This window comes from Thalassotalea euphylliae, from assembly GCF_003390335.1.
In the GTDB taxonomy this organism is placed as follows: Bacteria; Pseudomonadota; Gammaproteobacteria; order Enterobacterales; family Alteromonadaceae; genus Thalassotalea_F; species Thalassotalea_F euphylliae_B.
Window position 1 is genome coordinate 891,535 of the sequence record NZ_QUOU01000001.1, and the last position, 15,347, is coordinate 906,881.

At 45.1% G+C, this 15,347-nt stretch carries 20 protein-coding genes and 1 riboswitch; of the genes, 8 read left to right on the forward strand and 12 right to left on the reverse strand.

The window, feature by feature from the left end; all coding sequences use genetic code 11:
- The first annotated feature begins 106 nt into the window (after window positions 1–106).
- Window positions 107–328: a DUF3820 family protein gene (locus tag DXX93_RS03940; RefSeq protein ID WP_116006918.1), complete on the forward strand. Its 222-nt coding sequence runs from the start codon at window positions 107–109 to the stop codon at window positions 326–328.
- Between the two features lie 208 nt (window positions 329–536).
- Here the strand turns inward: DXX93_RS03940 and maoP are convergent, their stop codons facing one another.
- On the reverse strand, window positions 537–908 hold the full coding sequence (gene maoP / locus DXX93_RS03945) for a DUF413 domain-containing protein (protein ID WP_181902134.1): 372 nt from the start codon (window positions 906–908) through the stop codon (window positions 537–539).
- Window positions 909–1,310: 402 nt separating this feature from the next.
- On the opposite strand from maoP, the gene rmf reads away from it, so the two are divergent.
- The gene (gene rmf, locus DXX93_RS03950) at window positions 1,311–1,484 is read left to right on the forward strand and encodes a ribosome modulation factor (RefSeq protein ID WP_116006920.1); all 174 of its coding nucleotides are present in this window, start codon (window positions 1,311–1,313) and stop codon (window positions 1,482–1,484) included.
- A 198-nt stretch (window positions 1,485–1,682) separates the two neighbouring features.
- On the opposite strand, the gene DXX93_RS03955 is transcribed toward rmf, so the two are convergent.
- The 10 genes from DXX93_RS03955 to moaA all read right to left on the reverse strand — a co-directional run bounded on the left by DXX93_RS03955 (window position 1,683) and on the right by moaA (window position 9,007).
- A complete protein-coding gene (locus tag DXX93_RS03955) occupies window positions 1,683–2,441 on the reverse strand; it encodes a HesA/MoeB/ThiF family protein (protein ID WP_116006921.1) in 759 nt (252 codons plus the stop codon).
- 1 nt (window position 2,442) lies between these two features.
- On the reverse strand, window positions 2,443–3,588 hold the full coding sequence (locus DXX93_RS03960) for a molybdenum ABC transporter ATP-binding protein (protein ID WP_116006922.1): 1,146 nt from the start codon (window positions 3,586–3,588) through the stop codon (window positions 2,443–2,445).
- A gap of 42 nt (window positions 3,589–3,630) precedes the next feature.
- Complete coding sequence (modB, locus tag DXX93_RS03965) at window positions 3,631–4,335, reverse strand: molybdate ABC transporter permease subunit (RefSeq protein ID WP_116006923.1); 705 nt, start codon at window positions 4,333–4,335, stop codon at window positions 3,631–3,633.
- A gap of 1 nt (window position 4,336) precedes the next feature.
- Entirely contained in the window at window positions 4,337–5,437 is a 1,101-nt protein-coding gene (gene modA, locus DXX93_RS03970; RefSeq protein ID WP_116006924.1) for a molybdate ABC transporter substrate-binding protein, read from the reverse strand.
- On the reverse strand, window positions 5,391–5,861 hold the full coding sequence (gene moaE / locus DXX93_RS03975) for a molybdopterin synthase catalytic subunit MoaE (protein WP_116009825.1): 471 nt from the start codon (window positions 5,859–5,861) through the stop codon (window positions 5,391–5,393). The genes modA and moaE overlap by 47 nt, the downstream gene beginning before the upstream one ends.
- A gap of 26 nt (window positions 5,862–5,887) precedes the next feature.
- Entirely contained in the window at window positions 5,888–6,136 is a 249-nt protein-coding gene (gene moaD / locus DXX93_RS03980) for a molybdopterin converting factor subunit 1 (protein WP_116006925.1), read from the reverse strand.
- A complete protein-coding gene (gene moaC / locus DXX93_RS03985) occupies window positions 6,130–6,618 on the reverse strand; it encodes a cyclic pyranopterin monophosphate synthase MoaC (protein ID WP_116006926.1) in 489 nt (162 codons plus the stop codon). The genes moaD and moaC overlap by 7 nt, the downstream gene beginning before the upstream one ends.
- Before the next feature lie 3 nt (window positions 6,619–6,621).
- Window positions 6,622–7,164 (reverse strand): molybdenum cofactor biosynthesis protein B, encoded by a 543-nt coding sequence (gene moaB, locus DXX93_RS03990; protein WP_116006927.1) that lies wholly within the window; start codon window positions 7,162–7,164, stop codon window positions 6,622–6,624.
- Complete coding sequence (gene mobA / locus DXX93_RS03995) at window positions 7,164–8,036, reverse strand: molybdenum cofactor guanylyltransferase (RefSeq protein WP_116006928.1); 873 nt, start codon at window positions 8,034–8,036, stop codon at window positions 7,164–7,166. Before mobA ends, moaB begins: the two co-directional genes overlap by 1 nt.
- Window positions 8,036–9,007: a GTP 3',8-cyclase MoaA gene (moaA, locus tag DXX93_RS04000; protein WP_116006929.1), complete on the reverse strand. Its 972-nt coding sequence runs from the start codon at window positions 9,005–9,007 to the stop codon at window positions 8,036–8,038. The genes mobA and moaA overlap by 1 nt, the downstream gene beginning before the upstream one ends.
- A riboswitch (molybdenum cofactor riboswitch) is annotated at window positions 8,994–9,233 on the reverse strand. (Overlaps the previous gene by 14 nt.)
- An 88-nt stretch (window positions 9,234–9,321) precedes the next feature.
- On the opposite strand from moaA, the gene moeA reads away from it, so the two are divergent.
- On the forward strand, window positions 9,322–10,629 hold the full coding sequence (moeA, locus tag DXX93_RS04005) for a molybdopterin molybdotransferase MoeA (RefSeq protein ID WP_116006930.1): 1,308 nt from the start codon (window positions 9,322–9,324) through the stop codon (window positions 10,627–10,629).
- Window positions 10,630–10,805: 176 nt separating this feature from the next.
- Here moeA and DXX93_RS04010 read toward each other — a convergent pair whose 3' ends face one another.
- Window positions 10,806–11,156 (reverse strand): DUF3718 domain-containing protein, encoded by a 351-nt coding sequence (locus DXX93_RS04010; protein ID WP_116006931.1) that lies wholly within the window; start codon window positions 11,154–11,156, stop codon window positions 10,806–10,808.
- Window positions 11,157–11,560: 404 nt separating this feature from the next.
- Between DXX93_RS04010 and DXX93_RS04015 the strand changes: the two genes are divergently transcribed.
- The 5 genes from DXX93_RS04015 (at window position 11,561) to DXX93_RS04040 (ending at window position 15,272) form a co-directional block, all read left to right on the forward strand.
- The gene (locus tag DXX93_RS04015) at window positions 11,561–11,929 is read left to right on the forward strand and encodes a YebG family protein (RefSeq protein ID WP_116006932.1); all 369 of its coding nucleotides are present in this window, start codon (window positions 11,561–11,563) and stop codon (window positions 11,927–11,929) included.
- A gap of 2 nt (window positions 11,930–11,931) precedes the next feature.
- Complete coding sequence (locus tag DXX93_RS04020) at window positions 11,932–12,660, forward strand: M48 family metallopeptidase (protein WP_116006933.1); 729 nt, start codon at window positions 11,932–11,934, stop codon at window positions 12,658–12,660.
- A 691-nt stretch (window positions 12,661–13,351) separates the two neighbouring features.
- Complete coding sequence (locus DXX93_RS04030) at window positions 13,352–13,717, forward strand: response regulator (protein WP_116006935.1); 366 nt, start codon at window positions 13,352–13,354, stop codon at window positions 13,715–13,717.
- Complete coding sequence (locus tag DXX93_RS04035) at window positions 13,717–14,322, forward strand: chemotaxis protein (protein WP_116006936.1); 606 nt, start codon at window positions 13,717–13,719, stop codon at window positions 14,320–14,322. The genes DXX93_RS04030 and DXX93_RS04035 overlap by 1 nt, the downstream gene beginning before the upstream one ends.
- A 2-nt stretch (window positions 14,323–14,324) precedes the next feature.
- A complete protein-coding gene (locus tag DXX93_RS04040) occupies window positions 14,325–15,272 on the forward strand; it encodes a sensor domain-containing diguanylate cyclase (protein WP_116006937.1) in 948 nt (315 codons plus the stop codon).
- Window positions 15,273–15,347: the final 75 nt, after the last annotated feature.

Below are 15,347 nucleotides of genomic sequence, written 5' to 3' on the forward strand. Positions count from 1 at the left end.
GGGCGTAAACTTGCCGCTAATCAATAATTACTGGAAGCCAATGACACTTGGTAATGGAACTTGGCATTGAGTAAAAAGCAGCAGCGTAAAGGTAGGTACTCGCGATATGTTAGATGACAAGCAGGCGTTAATCAGTGCCATCAATCAAGTGATGCCGTTTGGTAAGTATGCTGGGCGTAAGTTACTGCAACTACCTGAACCGTATTTAGTGTGGTTTAAAGCCAATGGTTTTCCAGAAGGGAAGTTAGGTGAGCAACTGGCATTGGTTTACGAAATTAAGCTCAATGGCTTAGAGGGCATGTTAAAGCCACTGTTAACCAGTGAGTGACTTTAACACGCTTCAACCTCAGCTTTGGATAACTAATGGCTTCTAGCGGCTATTTTTACTGCTACCAGCGTTAAATTTACTTGCAATAGGCTAGCTATTGACGCGCAAATTTGCCTTGATATCAGCAAAAATTTCTCGCTAGAAGATAACGAAAAACATAAGTATTTGAATTAGTTTATTATTCACTATTTATTATCCAAACCTGAGGTTAGTCACCGTCTAAGTCAATTGACTCCGTTTCTGTGCTTTCGTCACTGGCCTCGACCTTAGTGCGACCGAATAAGGTGTGAAATTGCTTAGGGGATAGCACCTTGTTTTGGTATTTAAGCCAAGCCTTCTCGATTTTGCTTTCTGGGCTGGCTTGGCCTTGGCAAACGTCGATAAAACGTTGTTCAGCCTCCGAAACCGGTGCTCTGGAACCATCGGCTAATTCACGCAATGCAATGCCGTGATTTTCTAGTATCTGCACTTCTTGTAGCGTGTAATCGCCACTTCTACTCATGCCTCGTGGATAATTTCGGTCGTCGTAAAATTTGCGGTTAGCTTTAAAGCTATCTTTTGGGACGCTAGTAGCATTCATAAACATACTCAAAAAATAAAAATAAAGGTGACGATCGTTTTTTAGCGCAAGCGTTCGAGATTAGCAATGGCATTTTGATGAATTTTTTCACATCCATTAATACCTGATTGTCGAGTAAACGAAACCGGCTAAAAAATTAAACGCGAGGGAGTCGCGGTGATAAGGCTAATGTTAAGAATTAAGCAATTGTTTTATTAAATGTTTTTAAACTTGTTGAAATCCCATAGCAAACGGCTTGTTCCGATAAGTTAGTAAAAGTGACATTTTTATGAACTTTTTGTTATTGCATTCCTCAAATAATTGTTCTTAAATGAAACGTCGGCTGAACTTCAATGCCGACCGCTTAGTCACTTTAAAGTCAATAAAACCACAACACTTTTAATAAGTTACGGAGACTGATCTATGAGAAGACAAAAACGAGATCGTTTAGATAGAGCGCATGCAAATGGTTACCAAGCAGGTTTGAGTGGTAAACCCCGAGACAATTGTCCTTACCAAAGTATCGATGCCAAATCAGAATGGCTCGGCGGCTGGCGAGCCGCAGTGAATGACCGCAATATGGGGTTATTCAAATAACACTTCCCTTTGTTTACACAACACTTTTAAAATAGCTTTTAAAGAGTAAGTAGTACGCTAATTACAAAACTCCATCATCGGATCTTATCAATAGGATTCAAGAGAACATGGAAAACAAGGATTCCAGAAAAAAGCCGCTTTACGCGGCTTTTTTCGTATTTACTGTGCTCTCTTAAACTTGCATCGCGTGTACAACCACTATTGCTGACATACCGGACAGCTGGCTTGTGGCTGTACTGTAAAGTGTTGCCATTGCTGGCGTTGGCCATCAAAAAGGGCAAGTTCGTTGGTATTGACTGATAAACCCGTAAGGTACTTAATGGCCGTTAAACTTTGCATCCCCGCCACTATTGCCAATACAGGCCCCAAAATGCCCAGTGTCTGGCAATTTTGCGGTTCGTTATTGGCGCTCTCACCAGATGTATTTCGCGGAAAAACACATTGATAGCAGGCGCTGTTTTGTGGTGGATTAATCAGCATGGTTTGGCCGTCAAAACCTGTCGCAGCACCAATTACCAAAGGTATATTGTGTTTGTGGCAACTGGCATTGAGCAGATACCTTGTTGTTAGACTATCGGTACAGTCAATAACAAGATCAACTTCAGGCAGCAGTTCGTCGGCCAATGCTGGCGTGTACATTTCATCGAATGCTTCAACGTCTATCAGCGGATTTTGCGCTGCTAGCTTGTCTGCGGCAATTTCAGCTTTGTTTTTGCTAATATCGGCTGGCGTGTAGAGCACTTGGCGCTGCAGATTTGAGGCTTCAATGTGATCGCCATCGCATAGTAACAACTTACCAACCCCTGCGCTGGCAAGGTAAAGACTGACTGGACAGCCCAAGCCGCCCATACCGACAATTAATACTGTGGCGCGTTGTAATGCCAGCTGCCCTTGCTCGCCAATACTCTCGAGCATAATTTGGCGGCCATAACGTATGTGTTCTTCGGGGGATAGCAAATTAGTCTCCTTGTTGTGCAAGTTGCACCAGCGCACTTGCTTTAAATTGTAGATAAACGCTTTGGTTAACGGTTAAGCCCAGTTGCAATAGTGAATAGCTAGTGATCGCCGAAAAAAAATCTTGCCCTTGGCAGTTGACCGTGAGTAGCGCTTGCTGCTCATTAACTTGAATATCAGTTATCACGCCAGACAGCTTATTGACGATGGAACTGTGATCTGGGGCGAGCGTACAAATACTGATATCGCTCGCCAGAATACTGCAAACAGCAATGCCTTGCTCGAATACCAAGCGATTAGCTAAGGTGTACAGGGTAATGCCCGAGGGGCTAGTCAGTTCGATCAAACCATTTTGCGGTGGTTTCTCTGTGCGCGTTAATGTGAGCACGGTTTGGGGAATAATTACGTGATCTTGGGTCAGCTTAGTGACGACGTCATTGATGCTGCCACTGGCCGTGATCTCGCCTTTTGCCATCACATAAACTTGGTCACATAGAAATTCATGTTCACTAATACTGTGGCTAACAAAGAGCATTGGCATCCCCGTTCTTTGTTGTAATGATTTGATCAGGCCAAGAATACTGAGTTTGTTTTGTCGGTCGAGTGCCGTTACCGGTTCATCTAATATCAATAAGCTCGGCTCAGCCAGTATCGCTTGCGCTAACGCGACTTTTTGTCGCTCACCGCCCGACAGTTGGCTAATGCTTCGCCCAAGCAGCGGTAATAAACCTGCTTGTGAAATAATTTGCTTAGCGTCGAGTGTGGCAGAGGACAAGCGCTTTCGGCCAAAATAAAGGTTTTTTTCAACACTTAAATGTGGCAGCAAGGCATCGTGCTGAAATACCCCCACAATACGGCGCTGTGCACTCGGTAAATTAAGTGCATTGGCACTGTCGAGTAAAGGCTTACCTGCTAACGTTATGCGACCACTTGCAGGCGTTGCTAAACCAGCGATGGCTTTCAATAAGGTTGATTTGCCTGCGCCAGAATGACCAAACAAGCCAATCACACCCGACAGTGGCCATACCTCGTTAATCTCAAGGTTAAACTCGGCTAGTGGCGCATGAATATTGATGACTAGTTCATTTGTCGCTAGATTATTGGGTGCCGATTTAGTTACAGGCAAATCATTCATCGCTAGCTCGCTCATAGCTAGCCCATTTATGGCAAGTGCTATGCTGTTTAAATGCTGTCATTGCGCCGACTTCCTGCTCCTAGTTTGTTGCTGATTTTGCTCGTGGTAGTTGTTGAGCAGATAGACAAGCGCGAGTGTTAGCAGCGAGGCGATAAGTAGCCCTGAGGCGAGCAAATGCGCTTGTTGATAATTAAATGCCTCGACATGATCAAATAAGGCAATCGACAAAACCCTTGTTTCATCGGGAATATTGCCACCTATCATTAACACCACGCCAAATTCCCCGACGGTGTGGGCAAACCCCAGCGTTGCGGCGGTAATAAAGCTGGCCTTAGTGATCGGAAAAATCACGTTAACGAATAAATCGAGTTTAGCAGCGCCTAACATCCGTGCCTTGGCAAGAATATGCGGGTCAATTTGTTCAAACGCTTTTTGCAATGGCTGTACCACAAATGGCAATGAATAAAAAACAGAGCCGATAACGATGGCAGAAAAGCTAAAAGCGAGTTGCTGGCCTGTTATTGTTTGCCAAAGTTTGCCCGGTAGGGCATCTGGGGCAAAGGCGATTAACAAGTAAAAACCGATAACCGTAGGGGGCAACACCAAAGGTAGTGCCACCAAGGCTTCAACGAGTGCTCGCCAGCGCGATTGCCATTGACTTAACCACCAAGCTAGTGGCGTGCCGATTAACAGCAGGATAAGTGTGGTGATACCAGCCAGTTTGATGGTGGTGTAGGTGGCGAGCCAATCGTATTCACTCACGCTAGGGCAACTCCTTTGTTGAATTCCATGTGCTGGCTTTGTTTTGCTGAGCAGGTAAAGTTTGGGCAGGCAAGGTTTTAGCAGTTAAAGTGACTGGCAAGTAGCCTAATGCCTCTAGTTTGCTTTGTTGCGCAGGTGCTCGGAAATAAGCAATGAGTTGTTTTGCTAGGGCCTGTTGCTTACTACGAGTGACAACGCCAGCGTACTGGCTCAGCATATACTGATCATCAAGTGTTATTTTGCTTGCTGTTATATTGTGCGCAATAAGTTGGCTAACGGCAACAAAACCAAAATCTACGGCACCGGAATGGGTTTGTTGAAAGGTTTGGCTAACATTGCTGCCAACAATGACTTTGGTGCGGTAATGTTGCCAAAGCCCCTGTTTTTCCAGCCATGATTTTGCTGCTTTGCCATAAGGTGCCGTATCAGGGTTGGCAAGCGCAATACGTTTGGCTGCAAATGGTTTGGATAATACATCACTTGTTGCTAAATCATTGGCGGTCAAACTCGCGTTGTTGGCACTGTATATGGCTAATTGACCTATCGCGTAGGGGGCTAACGTGGCCGCATCAACAAAGCCTTCATTAACTAACCTGGCTGGCCGCTCTTTATCGGCAGAGAAGAAAACATCAAACGGTGCGCCATGGCGAATTTGTTGATACAAGCCGCCGCTGGCGCCACTTATCCAGTGAATTTTTACCTTGTGTGTTTGTTCAAAAGGCTTCGCGAGTTGTTGTGCGCTAGCGGTAAAGTTACTGGCAACCGCAGCCCTGAGTACCGTTTGAGCAGTGGCGTGAGTGGCAACAAATACCGTTAGTAAAGGTAGTATCACGCCAAGCACGGTTGCTGGCAGTAAACTAGCTGTTGGCTTAGTACTTAATGTGCGCTGTTTGGGACGAGTTGCTTTTAACGAGGCTGACGCGTGAGCTAATGCACTAATTAAAGCCTTGATCACCATAAAGCCTTGTTTTCCGTTACACAGGTCGTTGTCATTACGCAGATAATTGTCACTAAGCAGAGAGTTGCCATTGCGTTGAAACTCGCCAGAGTTGGCGCTAAGACCAAGCAATAGCTTTTTTTTGATCACTTTGACGAGCGTCAATCCAGACGTCACCGTCGTGTCGGGTTTCTTTTTTCCAAAATGGTGCCTCAACTTTCAGGTAATCCATCATAAACTCTGCGGCGTGGAAGGCGTCGGTGCGATGTGCACTTGTTACGCCGACAAAAACAATGTTATCGCCTAGACTAAGCTGGCCAACACGGTGAATAACGGTCACTCTGTTGATTTGCCATTTTGCACGTGCTTGCTCGACAATATTGGCAAGTGAGCGTTCGGTCATGGCAGGGTAATGCTCTAAAAATAAACCCGTGACCTGCTGGCCTTCGTTTTGTTTACGCACGCGGCCAGTAAAGGTTACCACTGCACCATCATCGAGGTTGTCACTTTGGAGTAAGGCAATTTCATCACCCGCATCAAAGTCGGCTTCGTTTACTTGTATTTTGGTGGTCAATGGCGGTGCTTGCATTACTTGCTTAGCTTGCTTACTCAAGGCTAGCCTCCTGTGACTGGTGGGAAAAAGGCAAGTTCATCACCATTGTTCACAAGCGTATCTTGCGTAACCACCTGTTGGTTAACTGCGGCCAAGATATTAGCCGCCGCGAGTGGCTTTTGCCATTGTGGGTGCTCAGCAATTAACTGCTCAACGACTTGGCGGACACTAGTTGCTTGGGTGAGTGGTAGCGTCACTTGTGACTGCCCCAGTTGCTCGCGTAAGCGGGCAAAAAATAGCACAGTTAGCATGATTGCGCGCGCTCCCAATTACCGGTTTTCCCACCTGACTTTGTCAGCACCGCGATGCCTTCTATGGTCATTTCGGGGTCAATGGCTTTGCACATATCAAACAGCGTAAGGCAAGCCACAGAAACAGCTGTTAAGGCTTCCATTTCAACGCCTGTTTGCCCGGCGAGTTTACACAAGCTCGTTACTTTGACACGTGAATGCGCTGGCTCAGGCGTAAAATCAACTTGTACTTTGGTGAGCATGAGCGGATGACACAGTGGAATAAGTTCACCGCACTTTTTGGCGGCTTGAATGCCCGCAATACGCGCTACCGCAAAAACATCACCTTTTTTGTGTTCACCTTGAGTTATCATCGTCAAGGTTTGTGGCGACATACGGATATAACCTTGCGCGGTTGCTTGGCGCTGCGTAACGGCTTTATCAGTAACATCAACCATGTTGGCTTCACCTTGTGCGTTAAGGTGAGTAAGAACGCCTGTCATTGATTAACCTCGGCTATGGCAGTTTACGTCGATATTTTTAAGGTGTGGTGCAAAATTACACGGCTTGTGGCAGGCGTCTAATTGCTCTGCCAGTAGTTTGTCCCAAGCAGTTTTGCAGGCGTTGGTTGAACCGGGTACGCAAAAAATAGCAGTGCCATTTGCCATCCCTGCCAGTGCTCGTGATTGCACGGTTGATGTGCCTATTTCGCCGAGTGAGATATGACGAAAAGTTTCACCAAACCCTTCAATATGCTTATCAAACAGCGGCATTAACGCTTCCGGTGTATTGTCACGTGAGGTAAAACCTGTACCGCCCGTGGAAATCACCACTTGCACATCGTCGCTGGCAATCCACTTCGACACAATAGCACGTAACTGGTAAACATCATCTTTGACGATGGCTTTTTCGGCTAGTGTGTGACCTGCCGAGGTTAAGCGCTCAACTAGCGCAGTGCCAGAAGTGTCGGTTTCTTGAGTGCGGGTATCGGAAACGGTTAATACGGCGATATTGAGTGGAACAAACTCAGGTAAACTTGCTTTTGCCATTAAAAACTCCTGCGTGGCGATAACAGCTGAGACTGCGCGTGTTGCCAGTCTTCAGGGGTATTGGTATTCGTTAATAGGTTTGGGGCAGTGCACTCAATGCTTTGGTGTGGCAGTTGAGATAACAAGGTTTTAATCGATGCCCCTTGGGTTTTCTCGATTGGACTTGTTGTCTTGCCATTGTCAGTTACAGGCGCTTGTGATGCGCTTGCGGCAAGTGCACGAAAGTGTTGTTTAAAAAACAATTCAGTGTAGCCATTGTTGGGCAAATAGAGTGGCAACATGTGGTGGCGATACATGGTCGCTTGATGATTCAGCTCGCCAGCTTGCTTTAATGTGCGCAAGGCATCTGACGTCATCAAGGGTAGATCAACAGGCAGAATCAGGGCCGCCTGACACGGGATTTGCTCAAGTACACTATAAATACCACCTAGCGGGCCAAGCTTTGGGGTTAAGTCAGTAACAACTTTGGGTTCACCCATTCCGACTTGGCTTGTGCCTGCTTGACTGCTTGTATCTGCTTGAATGATAGAGTGCTGGCGAATAAAGAGCTGGCCAATTTCATTCGTTAATTGAGCCGCTTGGCTGGCGTTAGCACTAACGATTAGCTGATCAACACCAGCATCGAGCAGCAGCTGTGCACTAAACGCTAACATCGACTGTGCTTGGAAAGATTGTGACCTAGTGCCATGTTCATTGCTAATTGCTGGGCGCACCAGCTGCGCTTTATTCGTCCCCATGCGTGAAGACAGGCCACCAGCGAGCAATATGCCAATACACTTTGTCTGGCCGTCACGCAAATTAGTGGCTGAATTACCATTTACCTGTGCCGCTGACTTGGGTTGTTTCGTTAGCTCCGTAAACAGCATTATCATTAACCGCCTAACATAGCGAGGTGCTTGGTTGCGCCTGTCAGCCTATCTTGTAAAAAGTGGCTCACTTTTTTGTCTGCCATTAACGCGGTGATTTCACTAGCAATTGCTGTTGCTGTTTCATTGGCGAGTAAATGGCGAAGTTCATGGCCTTGCTCGGCAAATAAACACAAATGCAACTTGCCTAATGAGCTGATGCGCAGGCGATTGCAGCTGGCGCAAAAATCTTTGCTATAGGGCATGATTAACCCGATTTTACCGGCATATTCTGGATGGTAAAACTCTTGTGCAGGCCCTGCGGTTTTGTCTTTCAATGCTGGCATCCAGCCTTGATTGAGCAGTGCTTGTTTAATGGTGTCACCGCTAACGTGCTGTTGATCGAAAAAAGTCGCATTGTCGCCTGTCTGCATTAATTCAATAAAGCGCAGCGAAACAGGTTTGTCTTTTACCCATGCCAAAAATTGCGCTAAGTGATCGCCGTTAAAACCGCGCATCAAGACTGTGTTCACTTTTACGGTCAGGTGAGGAGCTGCAAGTGCTTGATCGATACCGGTTAAAATAGTTGCCAATTTGTTGTGACCCGTGATCAACTGAAACTGCTTGGGATCAAGGCTGTCGATACTAATGTTGATAGCATCTAGCCCCGCATCAAGCCAAGCGGGTAAGTGCTCAGGGAGCTTAAACCCATTGGTGGTGATGGCAACTTGCTTGATCCCCGGTGTTTGCTTACAGCGGCGAATAATATCGGGTAAATCTTTACGCAGAGAAGGCTCACCACCTGTGATACGGATTTTTTCTGTCCCCAGCTGAGCAAAAGTCGCTGCGAGCTTCTCAATTTCAGCTAGCGTTAAGAAGTCGCGATCGTGCTCGCAAGTGTACCCATCGGGCAGACAGTATTGGCAACGAAAGTTGCACACGTCAGTGATTGATAGTCGCAGATAATAAAACCGACGACCAAATGAGTCTTGTAACATCTCACCTTTCCAAATGCGGGAGGCTAGCGCGTTTCCTGACTAACCCTGGTGGTTTTACTTTTCTTGACAGCGAAGTGCAAAACGCGCTTATCAAAAGTAAACCACGGCTTGTTGGCCATATCCTCTTAAACTCTGCTTACTCAGTAAATAACTCAGTAAAAGCTCAACAACTTACTTAGTAAAGAATCGGGACTTAGTGCGAACAAGCTCGGCGAATTAAATTGTCCCCTAAGCATAACAATTAACTGCTGGATTTCAAACTCGAAGGAAAAGGCAGTATATTGAATGAGTGCAAATTTATATAAGGTTTTGTCATGACTGATTGTTTTAGTCAACCTGGGTTATTGCCATTTGAGCGTGCAAAAGCCCTTATCATTGAGAATCTTCCGTCAATTTCTCAACAAGAAGAAGTCTCGATTGCTTTAGCGGTTGGGCGAATTGTCGCCCAGCAAGTGCATAGCCCTGTCAATGTGCCGCCTCATGACAACTCAGCAATGGATGGTTATGCCTTTGCTCAGGCAAGTGTTGAGCAACATCATACCTTGACACTGGCTGGTACCGCGTTTGCGGGCGCGCCTTATCAAGGAAAAGTTGAGCTCGGTCAAGCTGTAAGAATCATGACAGGAGGCAAAGTGCCTGCTGGCTGTGATACGGTTGAAATGCAAGAAAATGTTGAGCTTTCTCGTGATGAAAAGTCGGGCGTTGAGCAAAGCGGCTCTGTCCAACCTCCACAAGAACAATCTCTGCAAAAACAAGCGAGCCATATCACACTCAAACAATCGACGAGGCAAGGGCAACATATCCGTCGATGTGGTGAAGATATCGCGGTCAACCAAGTGTTGTTTGCGCAAGGTCATCAACTTACCAGCGCTGATATTGGCACCTTGGCATCAATTGGCGTCGCCAAAATCGCCGTTTTTAAGCCATTGACTATTGCTTTGATCGCCACGGGTGATGAACTAAAGCAACCGGGCGAGCCACTAGGTGATGGCGATATCTTTGAAAGTAACCGCTACTTTCTGAATGCCATGCTAGGCAAGTTACCAGTTAAATTGATTGATTTTGGTGTCATCCCTGACGATAAAGAAAAGCTGCGAGCCGCCTTTAACGAAGCGGATCTAACGGCTGATATCATTATTTCCAGCGGCGGTGTGTCGGTTGGAGAGGCTGACTACACGAAAGAGATTTTACAAGAGCTTGGGCAAATTGGTTTTTGGAAGATTGCCATGAAACCAGGAAAGCCGTTTGCCTTTGGCAAGCTTGCCAACAGTACTTTCTTTGGGCTGCCGGGTAACCCCGTTTCGGCATTGGTGACTTGTTATCAGCTCGTTGTCCCTGCACTTTACAAAATGATGCAAGCCGACCTACCAAGTCGCGTTCAACTGCCAGCGAAAGTGGCAACTACTTTGAAAAAATCACCTGGTCGAATGGATTTTCAACGCGGTATTTGGCGACTCAACGACAACGGGGAGGTAGAAGTTGAAAGCACGGGCGCGCAGGGCTCAGGTATCTTAACGAGTATTGCCAAAGCCAATTGTTTTATTTTGCTCGCACAAGATCAAGGAAGGGTAGAACAAGGGGAAACAGTAACCATTGAGCTATTTGATCACTTAATATCTTAGTTAACATACTAGGTGAAGTGCTCATTAATGTTGACTAGTTGCAACTAAGCTGAATTGAGTTAGCCAGAGTCGGTAAAGTTCTGCTCAGTAACTCAGTAAAGTGAAACGGTGTGTTCAATTGATATCGAATTGTGTTGAACACACCGCTTGCTGAACAGAGGCATGATTTGAGTCACTTATTCAACGAAATTAACGTAGATTTTATCAGTCGCCGCGACATCAATTATTTCCACACCACCAATGCTATTTTGCAAACGTGAAGCGGTTTTAAAAGCACCGCGACTCTCTGCAAAGGTGATAATATCATCGCCGTTACACATCACTTTTAAAGCCACGTCATGTGCTTTTAAATTGTAGTCGTCCATTGCGACCTTCATGCGGATCGGTTTATTGCTTGCCGCAGATTTACACACTTTGACTAATGCTCGCTCTACTTGTTTGTCCATCGCGCTACTTGCGCCACTGGCCAACATTAACGATAGGCCCGTTGCTAACGCCACTACGCTTGTTTTGACTTTAGTGCTCATTTGATACCTCCTAGGTGTCATCATTAAAAGCTTTCAGTATGTGTTGTCATGATTAATGCACAACTTGGTTTGTACTATTGGGTTCGTACAACTCAATAGTGGCGCTTTTTGCTGGAAAAGTTGTTAATGGTTAACGACGGGGTGTAAATAACTTTACCGCAAAAACCAGTGTATCTATCGCTAAGCTTTTGAAATTAAATGAGTATTGTTAAATGTGAATCGTGATTTTTGACAAAGTTAGTTACATTCACTCGCCAAGCTAGGCGCTGCCTAAATGACAAGTACCACGGAATTGACAAATAGTTGGTGAAAATGATGAATTGTGTTACTGTTGATCTATACAGTTTATTGTCTTTTGTTTTGCTGTGAAAGTGTTCACAGTGTTAAGTAAATGAGGGAAACGCATGGCAGTTGAAAGTCGATTTGTGGTAATTAGAGATGGCGTGGAGGTGCAGACGTTTATGGATAAGAAAGCCGCTGATGAATACGACAAAATGTTGGATATGGCTGATAACCTTTCTGCCATGTTATCAGACGCACCAATTGAACTCTCTGAACAGCTAATTGAAGATTTGAGTATTTTCTTGGCGCAACGTCGAGAAGAAGTGTTAATTGCACTACAAGCTAAAAAAGCGAAGCCTGCGGGAAAAACTTTGCCTAGTACCGATGAGGCAGCGCCTGTAAAAGCATCAGGCAAAGCTAAAACCACGAGTAAAGCGAAAGCTGGCAGCTCAGCCGCTAGCGAAGATGAGACACTGCCTCAAGCAAGCTAGTCGTGCGTAATTTACATAACACCGAAAAAGAGGTGTTAGCTTATACTTTTATCCCCAGCGCCAAACGAAAAACCATTGGCTTACAAGTAAAACAAGGGGAGATTATTGTTCGAGCGCCGATGTTTGTCGACAAAGCATTTGTTGATCACTTTGTTGCGAGTAAAGCCAATTGGCTACAGCAAAAGGTCGCAGAACAACAGGCATCTAAAGGTCAAGCTCCCAGATTCCAGATAGTAGCTGGCGGACAGTTACTGTTTTTAGGTGAAGCGCGACACATTGAGGTTCACGCGGGCTTTACGACCGCTGTCGAATTAGCAGAGCACTCGCTGGCCTTTAAGTTAACGCAACGCCAGCTAGCATTGTCATCACCACAACTTAATCAACTACTTACCAAGTTATTTGATGATTGGTTGCTCACCCAAGCCAAGCACTACCTGCCACAGCAACTCGCGCATTGGTCAGCAGAGACTAACCTAAGCCCCTGTGATATACAGATCAAAAAATACAAAGCACGCTGGGGAAGCTGCACTAGTCGAGGTGTATTAAGTTTAAACAGTCGATTAATGATGTGTCCGCCAGAGATCATTGATTATGTGATTATTCACGAGCTTTGCCACTTGGTTCATTTGAATCATTCCCGACAATTTTGGCACTTAGTGTCTTCATATTGCCCGTATATGACGCAGGCCAAACAGTGGCTCAAGCAGCATCAGCGAGAGTTTCATTTTTAGCTGCCATTCTGTGGGAGTAAACTATGTTGCTCATTGCGCCATGTGCTTACGAGCTAATGATAAGTGTGTCATTTACTCAGGTAGAAGTGCCGCTAAAACTCCTGCGAATAATCCCTCTGAATTTGCTCTTCACAAAGCAGACTGAGTTTGAATGGCTTAATTGGCATACCGCATTGTTTGATATTGCGAAGCAATTCGTATTTTTTTTGTACATTTTGGTACATAGTTGCAATTTTTTTATCAAACGCCCGGTTATATAGCAATGAGGCGATGTTAATTTAACGTTAAATATTTCGAACTATTTGCCAAATTTTGGATCAAAGAATGCATAAGCAGTAAATAGAGGTAAGGATGCAGTAAATCGAGGTTGTGAATATGAGGGCTCGTTATGAAGCTAACAACAAATGTTGTCAAAATGATACTGATATATTGTCTATCAGCCATTGTCTCAATGTTGCTCATTAAGCTACTGCTGCCGTTTTAAAGGCATTTATGCCAAGCGCTATTTTTTGCACCATCAACGTTGGTGCAATGTCTATGCTTTTCACTGTATTTAGCACCCATTTCAGCTTATCTTTAAAAAAACTGTCTAAAAATCTTACAAATAGTAAGTATTGTCCATTAACAATTCTCAAAAATTGCGTTAGATTAACGCAGCAAAAATAATAATAACAAAAGGAAGTAACTATTTATGAGTTCGTCGGTACTTATTTGTGATGACTCAAACCTCGCGCGAAAACAAGTCTTGAGAAGCTTACCTAAAACTTGGGATGTCGATGTCCAGTTGGCTAAAAACGGCCTTGAAGCCCTAGATGTGTTGCGAGCTTCTGCCGTTGACGTGATGTTCTTGGACCTTACCATGCCAGAGTTAGATGGCGTCGGTGTGCTTGAGGCAATCAACGCAGAAAATATCGATTTAAACGTGTTCGTTATCTCTGCTGATATTCAACCCGAAATGCAAAGTAAGGTGCTCGAGTTGGGAGCAAAAGCATTTTTGCGCAAACCCGTCAGTGCTGACACTTTGTTAGTGACATTGCAAGACAACGGTTTTATCTAATGGCCTACGAATTAGACGAAGACCAACAAGATTGTTTGCAGGAACTGATCAATGTTGCCATGGGACAAGCGAGTGATCAGCTAGCAAGGTATCTTGATACCTTTGTGTATCTGACCGTGCCAGATATTGAGCTAGTCAATGGTCAAAAGCTCAGTGATGATTTGGTGGCCAATGAGCACTCGATGACGGTAGTCAGCCAAGGCTTTTTTGGCTACGAAGGAATTCGTGGTGAAGCGCTATTAGTTTATCAGCACCAAGACTCAGATCGCATCGGCGATTTACTGGGCTATGAACCTGATGAATTATCAGTGGAAGAGCAATTAATTGATATCAGCTCGATATTAACTACCACCTTTTTAAATGTGTTTGCTGGCCAAATCGAAAATCAATTGTCTTACAGCGCGCCCAAATTACTGGCAGATAGTCAAGGCACCTTAGCGGCGCATCTGACGCAGTTGTCGTTCGATTGGGATACTGCACTTACCGTGAATATCAATTATCAAGTCACAGATTACTCCTTTAATTGTGAGATGATTTTGCTGATTCCGGAAGCGGCAATCGACGATATTAAAGCCGTCATTGACCGTATACTGGCTGACTTCTAATTATGACAAGCGCATTAGATAGTCCTATTATCGACCAATTAAACTCAGGTGTATTATTGGTCGATCTCGATTTTCAGTTACTGCATTGGAATCGTTTTTTCGCTGTACACGTCAATAAGCCATTAGCTGACATGATTGGGCAATCTATTTTTAATGTCTTTCCCGAATTACCCAAGCGTTGGTTTGAGCGCAAACTCAATAGTGTGATTCAGCTAGGAACGCCCAGTTATTGTGGTTGGGAACAACGGCATCATTTATTCGAACTGCCACATACACGTCCGATCACGACTGACAGGGAATTTATGGCACAAAACTGCACGTTTTTGCCTTATGTTGAGGCTGGAGAACTCAGAGGTGTGTCGATTCTTATCGAGGATGTGACAGACGTTTGCCATTACCAATCAATGCTCAAGGCGACAATGCAAGAACTGGAGCAGGCGACTCGCATTGACGGTTTAACGCGCATATACAATCGCAAACATTGGGAAGAGTCTCTTGCTTTTGAATTTACACGAGCTAAGCGCTATCAAAGCGATATTAGTTTATTGATGTTTGACCTTGACCACTTCAAGCGCATCAACGATAGCTACGGGCATCAATGCGGCGACTTAGTCTTAATCGAGGCTGCCAAACGGGTCAAAACATTGCTTCGTGATGCGGATATTTTTGGTCGCTACGGCGGTGAAGAATTTGCGGTGATCCTGACGGAAACGAATCAGTTTGGCGCAGTTGAAGTCGCTGAGCGGGTGAGGAAAGCGTTAACGGCTCGCCCTGTGGTTTACAATGGCAAGGAAGTCAATTTTTCCGCGAGTATTGGGATCGCTTCTTTCAACAGTGAACAGAGCAATTATGAAGCGTTAATCGCTGATGCCGACCGCGCTTTGTATCGCGCGAAATCATCTGGACGCGATAAAATTTGCGTGACACCAACCTTGTCAGAATGCTCTTAACTCGCGTTGAGTGTTAGCGATATTAACGACAAAAATCAGCGTTTTGCTTAATTATGCACAAAAGCTATTAGTTTA

Coding starts and splice junctions, on each gene's coding strand:
- DXX93_RS03940 (WP_116006918.1), top strand. CDS start 107: ATGTTAGATGACAAGCAGGCGTTAATCAGTGCCATCAATCAAGTGATG.
- maoP (WP_181902134.1), bottom strand. CDS start 908: ATGAATGCTACTAGCGTCCCAAAAGATAGCTTTAAAGCTAACCGCAAA.
- rmf (WP_116006920.1), top strand. CDS start 1,311: ATGAGAAGACAAAAACGAGATCGTTTAGATAGAGCGCATGCAAATGGT.
- DXX93_RS03960 (WP_116006922.1), bottom strand. CDS start 3,588: ATGAGCGAGCTAGCGATGAATGATTTGCCTGTAACTAAATCGGCACCC.
- moaE (WP_116009825.1), bottom strand. CDS start 5,861: ATGCAAGCACCGCCATTGACCACCAAAATACAAGTAAACGAAGCCGAC.
- moaD (WP_116006925.1), bottom strand. CDS start 6,136: ATGCTAACTGTGCTATTTTTTGCCCGCTTACGCGAGCAACTGGGGCAG.
- moaC (WP_116006926.1), bottom strand. CDS start 6,618: ATGACAGGCGTTCTTACTCACCTTAACGCACAAGGTGAAGCCAACATG.
- moaB (WP_116006927.1), bottom strand. CDS start 7,164: ATGGCAAAAGCAAGTTTACCTGAGTTTGTTCCACTCAATATCGCCGTA.
- mobA (WP_116006928.1), bottom strand. CDS start 8,036: ATGATAATGCTGTTTACGGAGCTAACGAAACAACCCAAGTCAGCGGCA.
- moaA (WP_116006929.1), bottom strand. CDS start 9,007: ATGTTACAAGACTCATTTGGTCGTCGGTTTTATTATCTGCGACTATCA.
- moeA (WP_116006930.1), top strand. CDS start 9,322: ATGACTGATTGTTTTAGTCAACCTGGGTTATTGCCATTTGAGCGTGCA.
- DXX93_RS04010 (WP_116006931.1), bottom strand. CDS start 11,156: ATGAGCACTAAAGTCAAAACAAGCGTAGTGGCGTTAGCAACGGGCCTA.
- DXX93_RS04015 (WP_116006932.1), top strand. CDS start 11,561: ATGGCAGTTGAAAGTCGATTTGTGGTAATTAGAGATGGCGTGGAGGTG.
- DXX93_RS04030 (WP_116006935.1), top strand. CDS start 13,352: ATGAGTTCGTCGGTACTTATTTGTGATGACTCAAACCTCGCGCGAAAA.
- DXX93_RS04035 (WP_116006936.1), top strand. CDS start 13,717: ATGGCCTACGAATTAGACGAAGACCAACAAGATTGTTTGCAGGAACTG.
- DXX93_RS04040 (WP_116006937.1), top strand. CDS start 14,325: ATGACAAGCGCATTAGATAGTCCTATTATCGACCAATTAAACTCAGGT.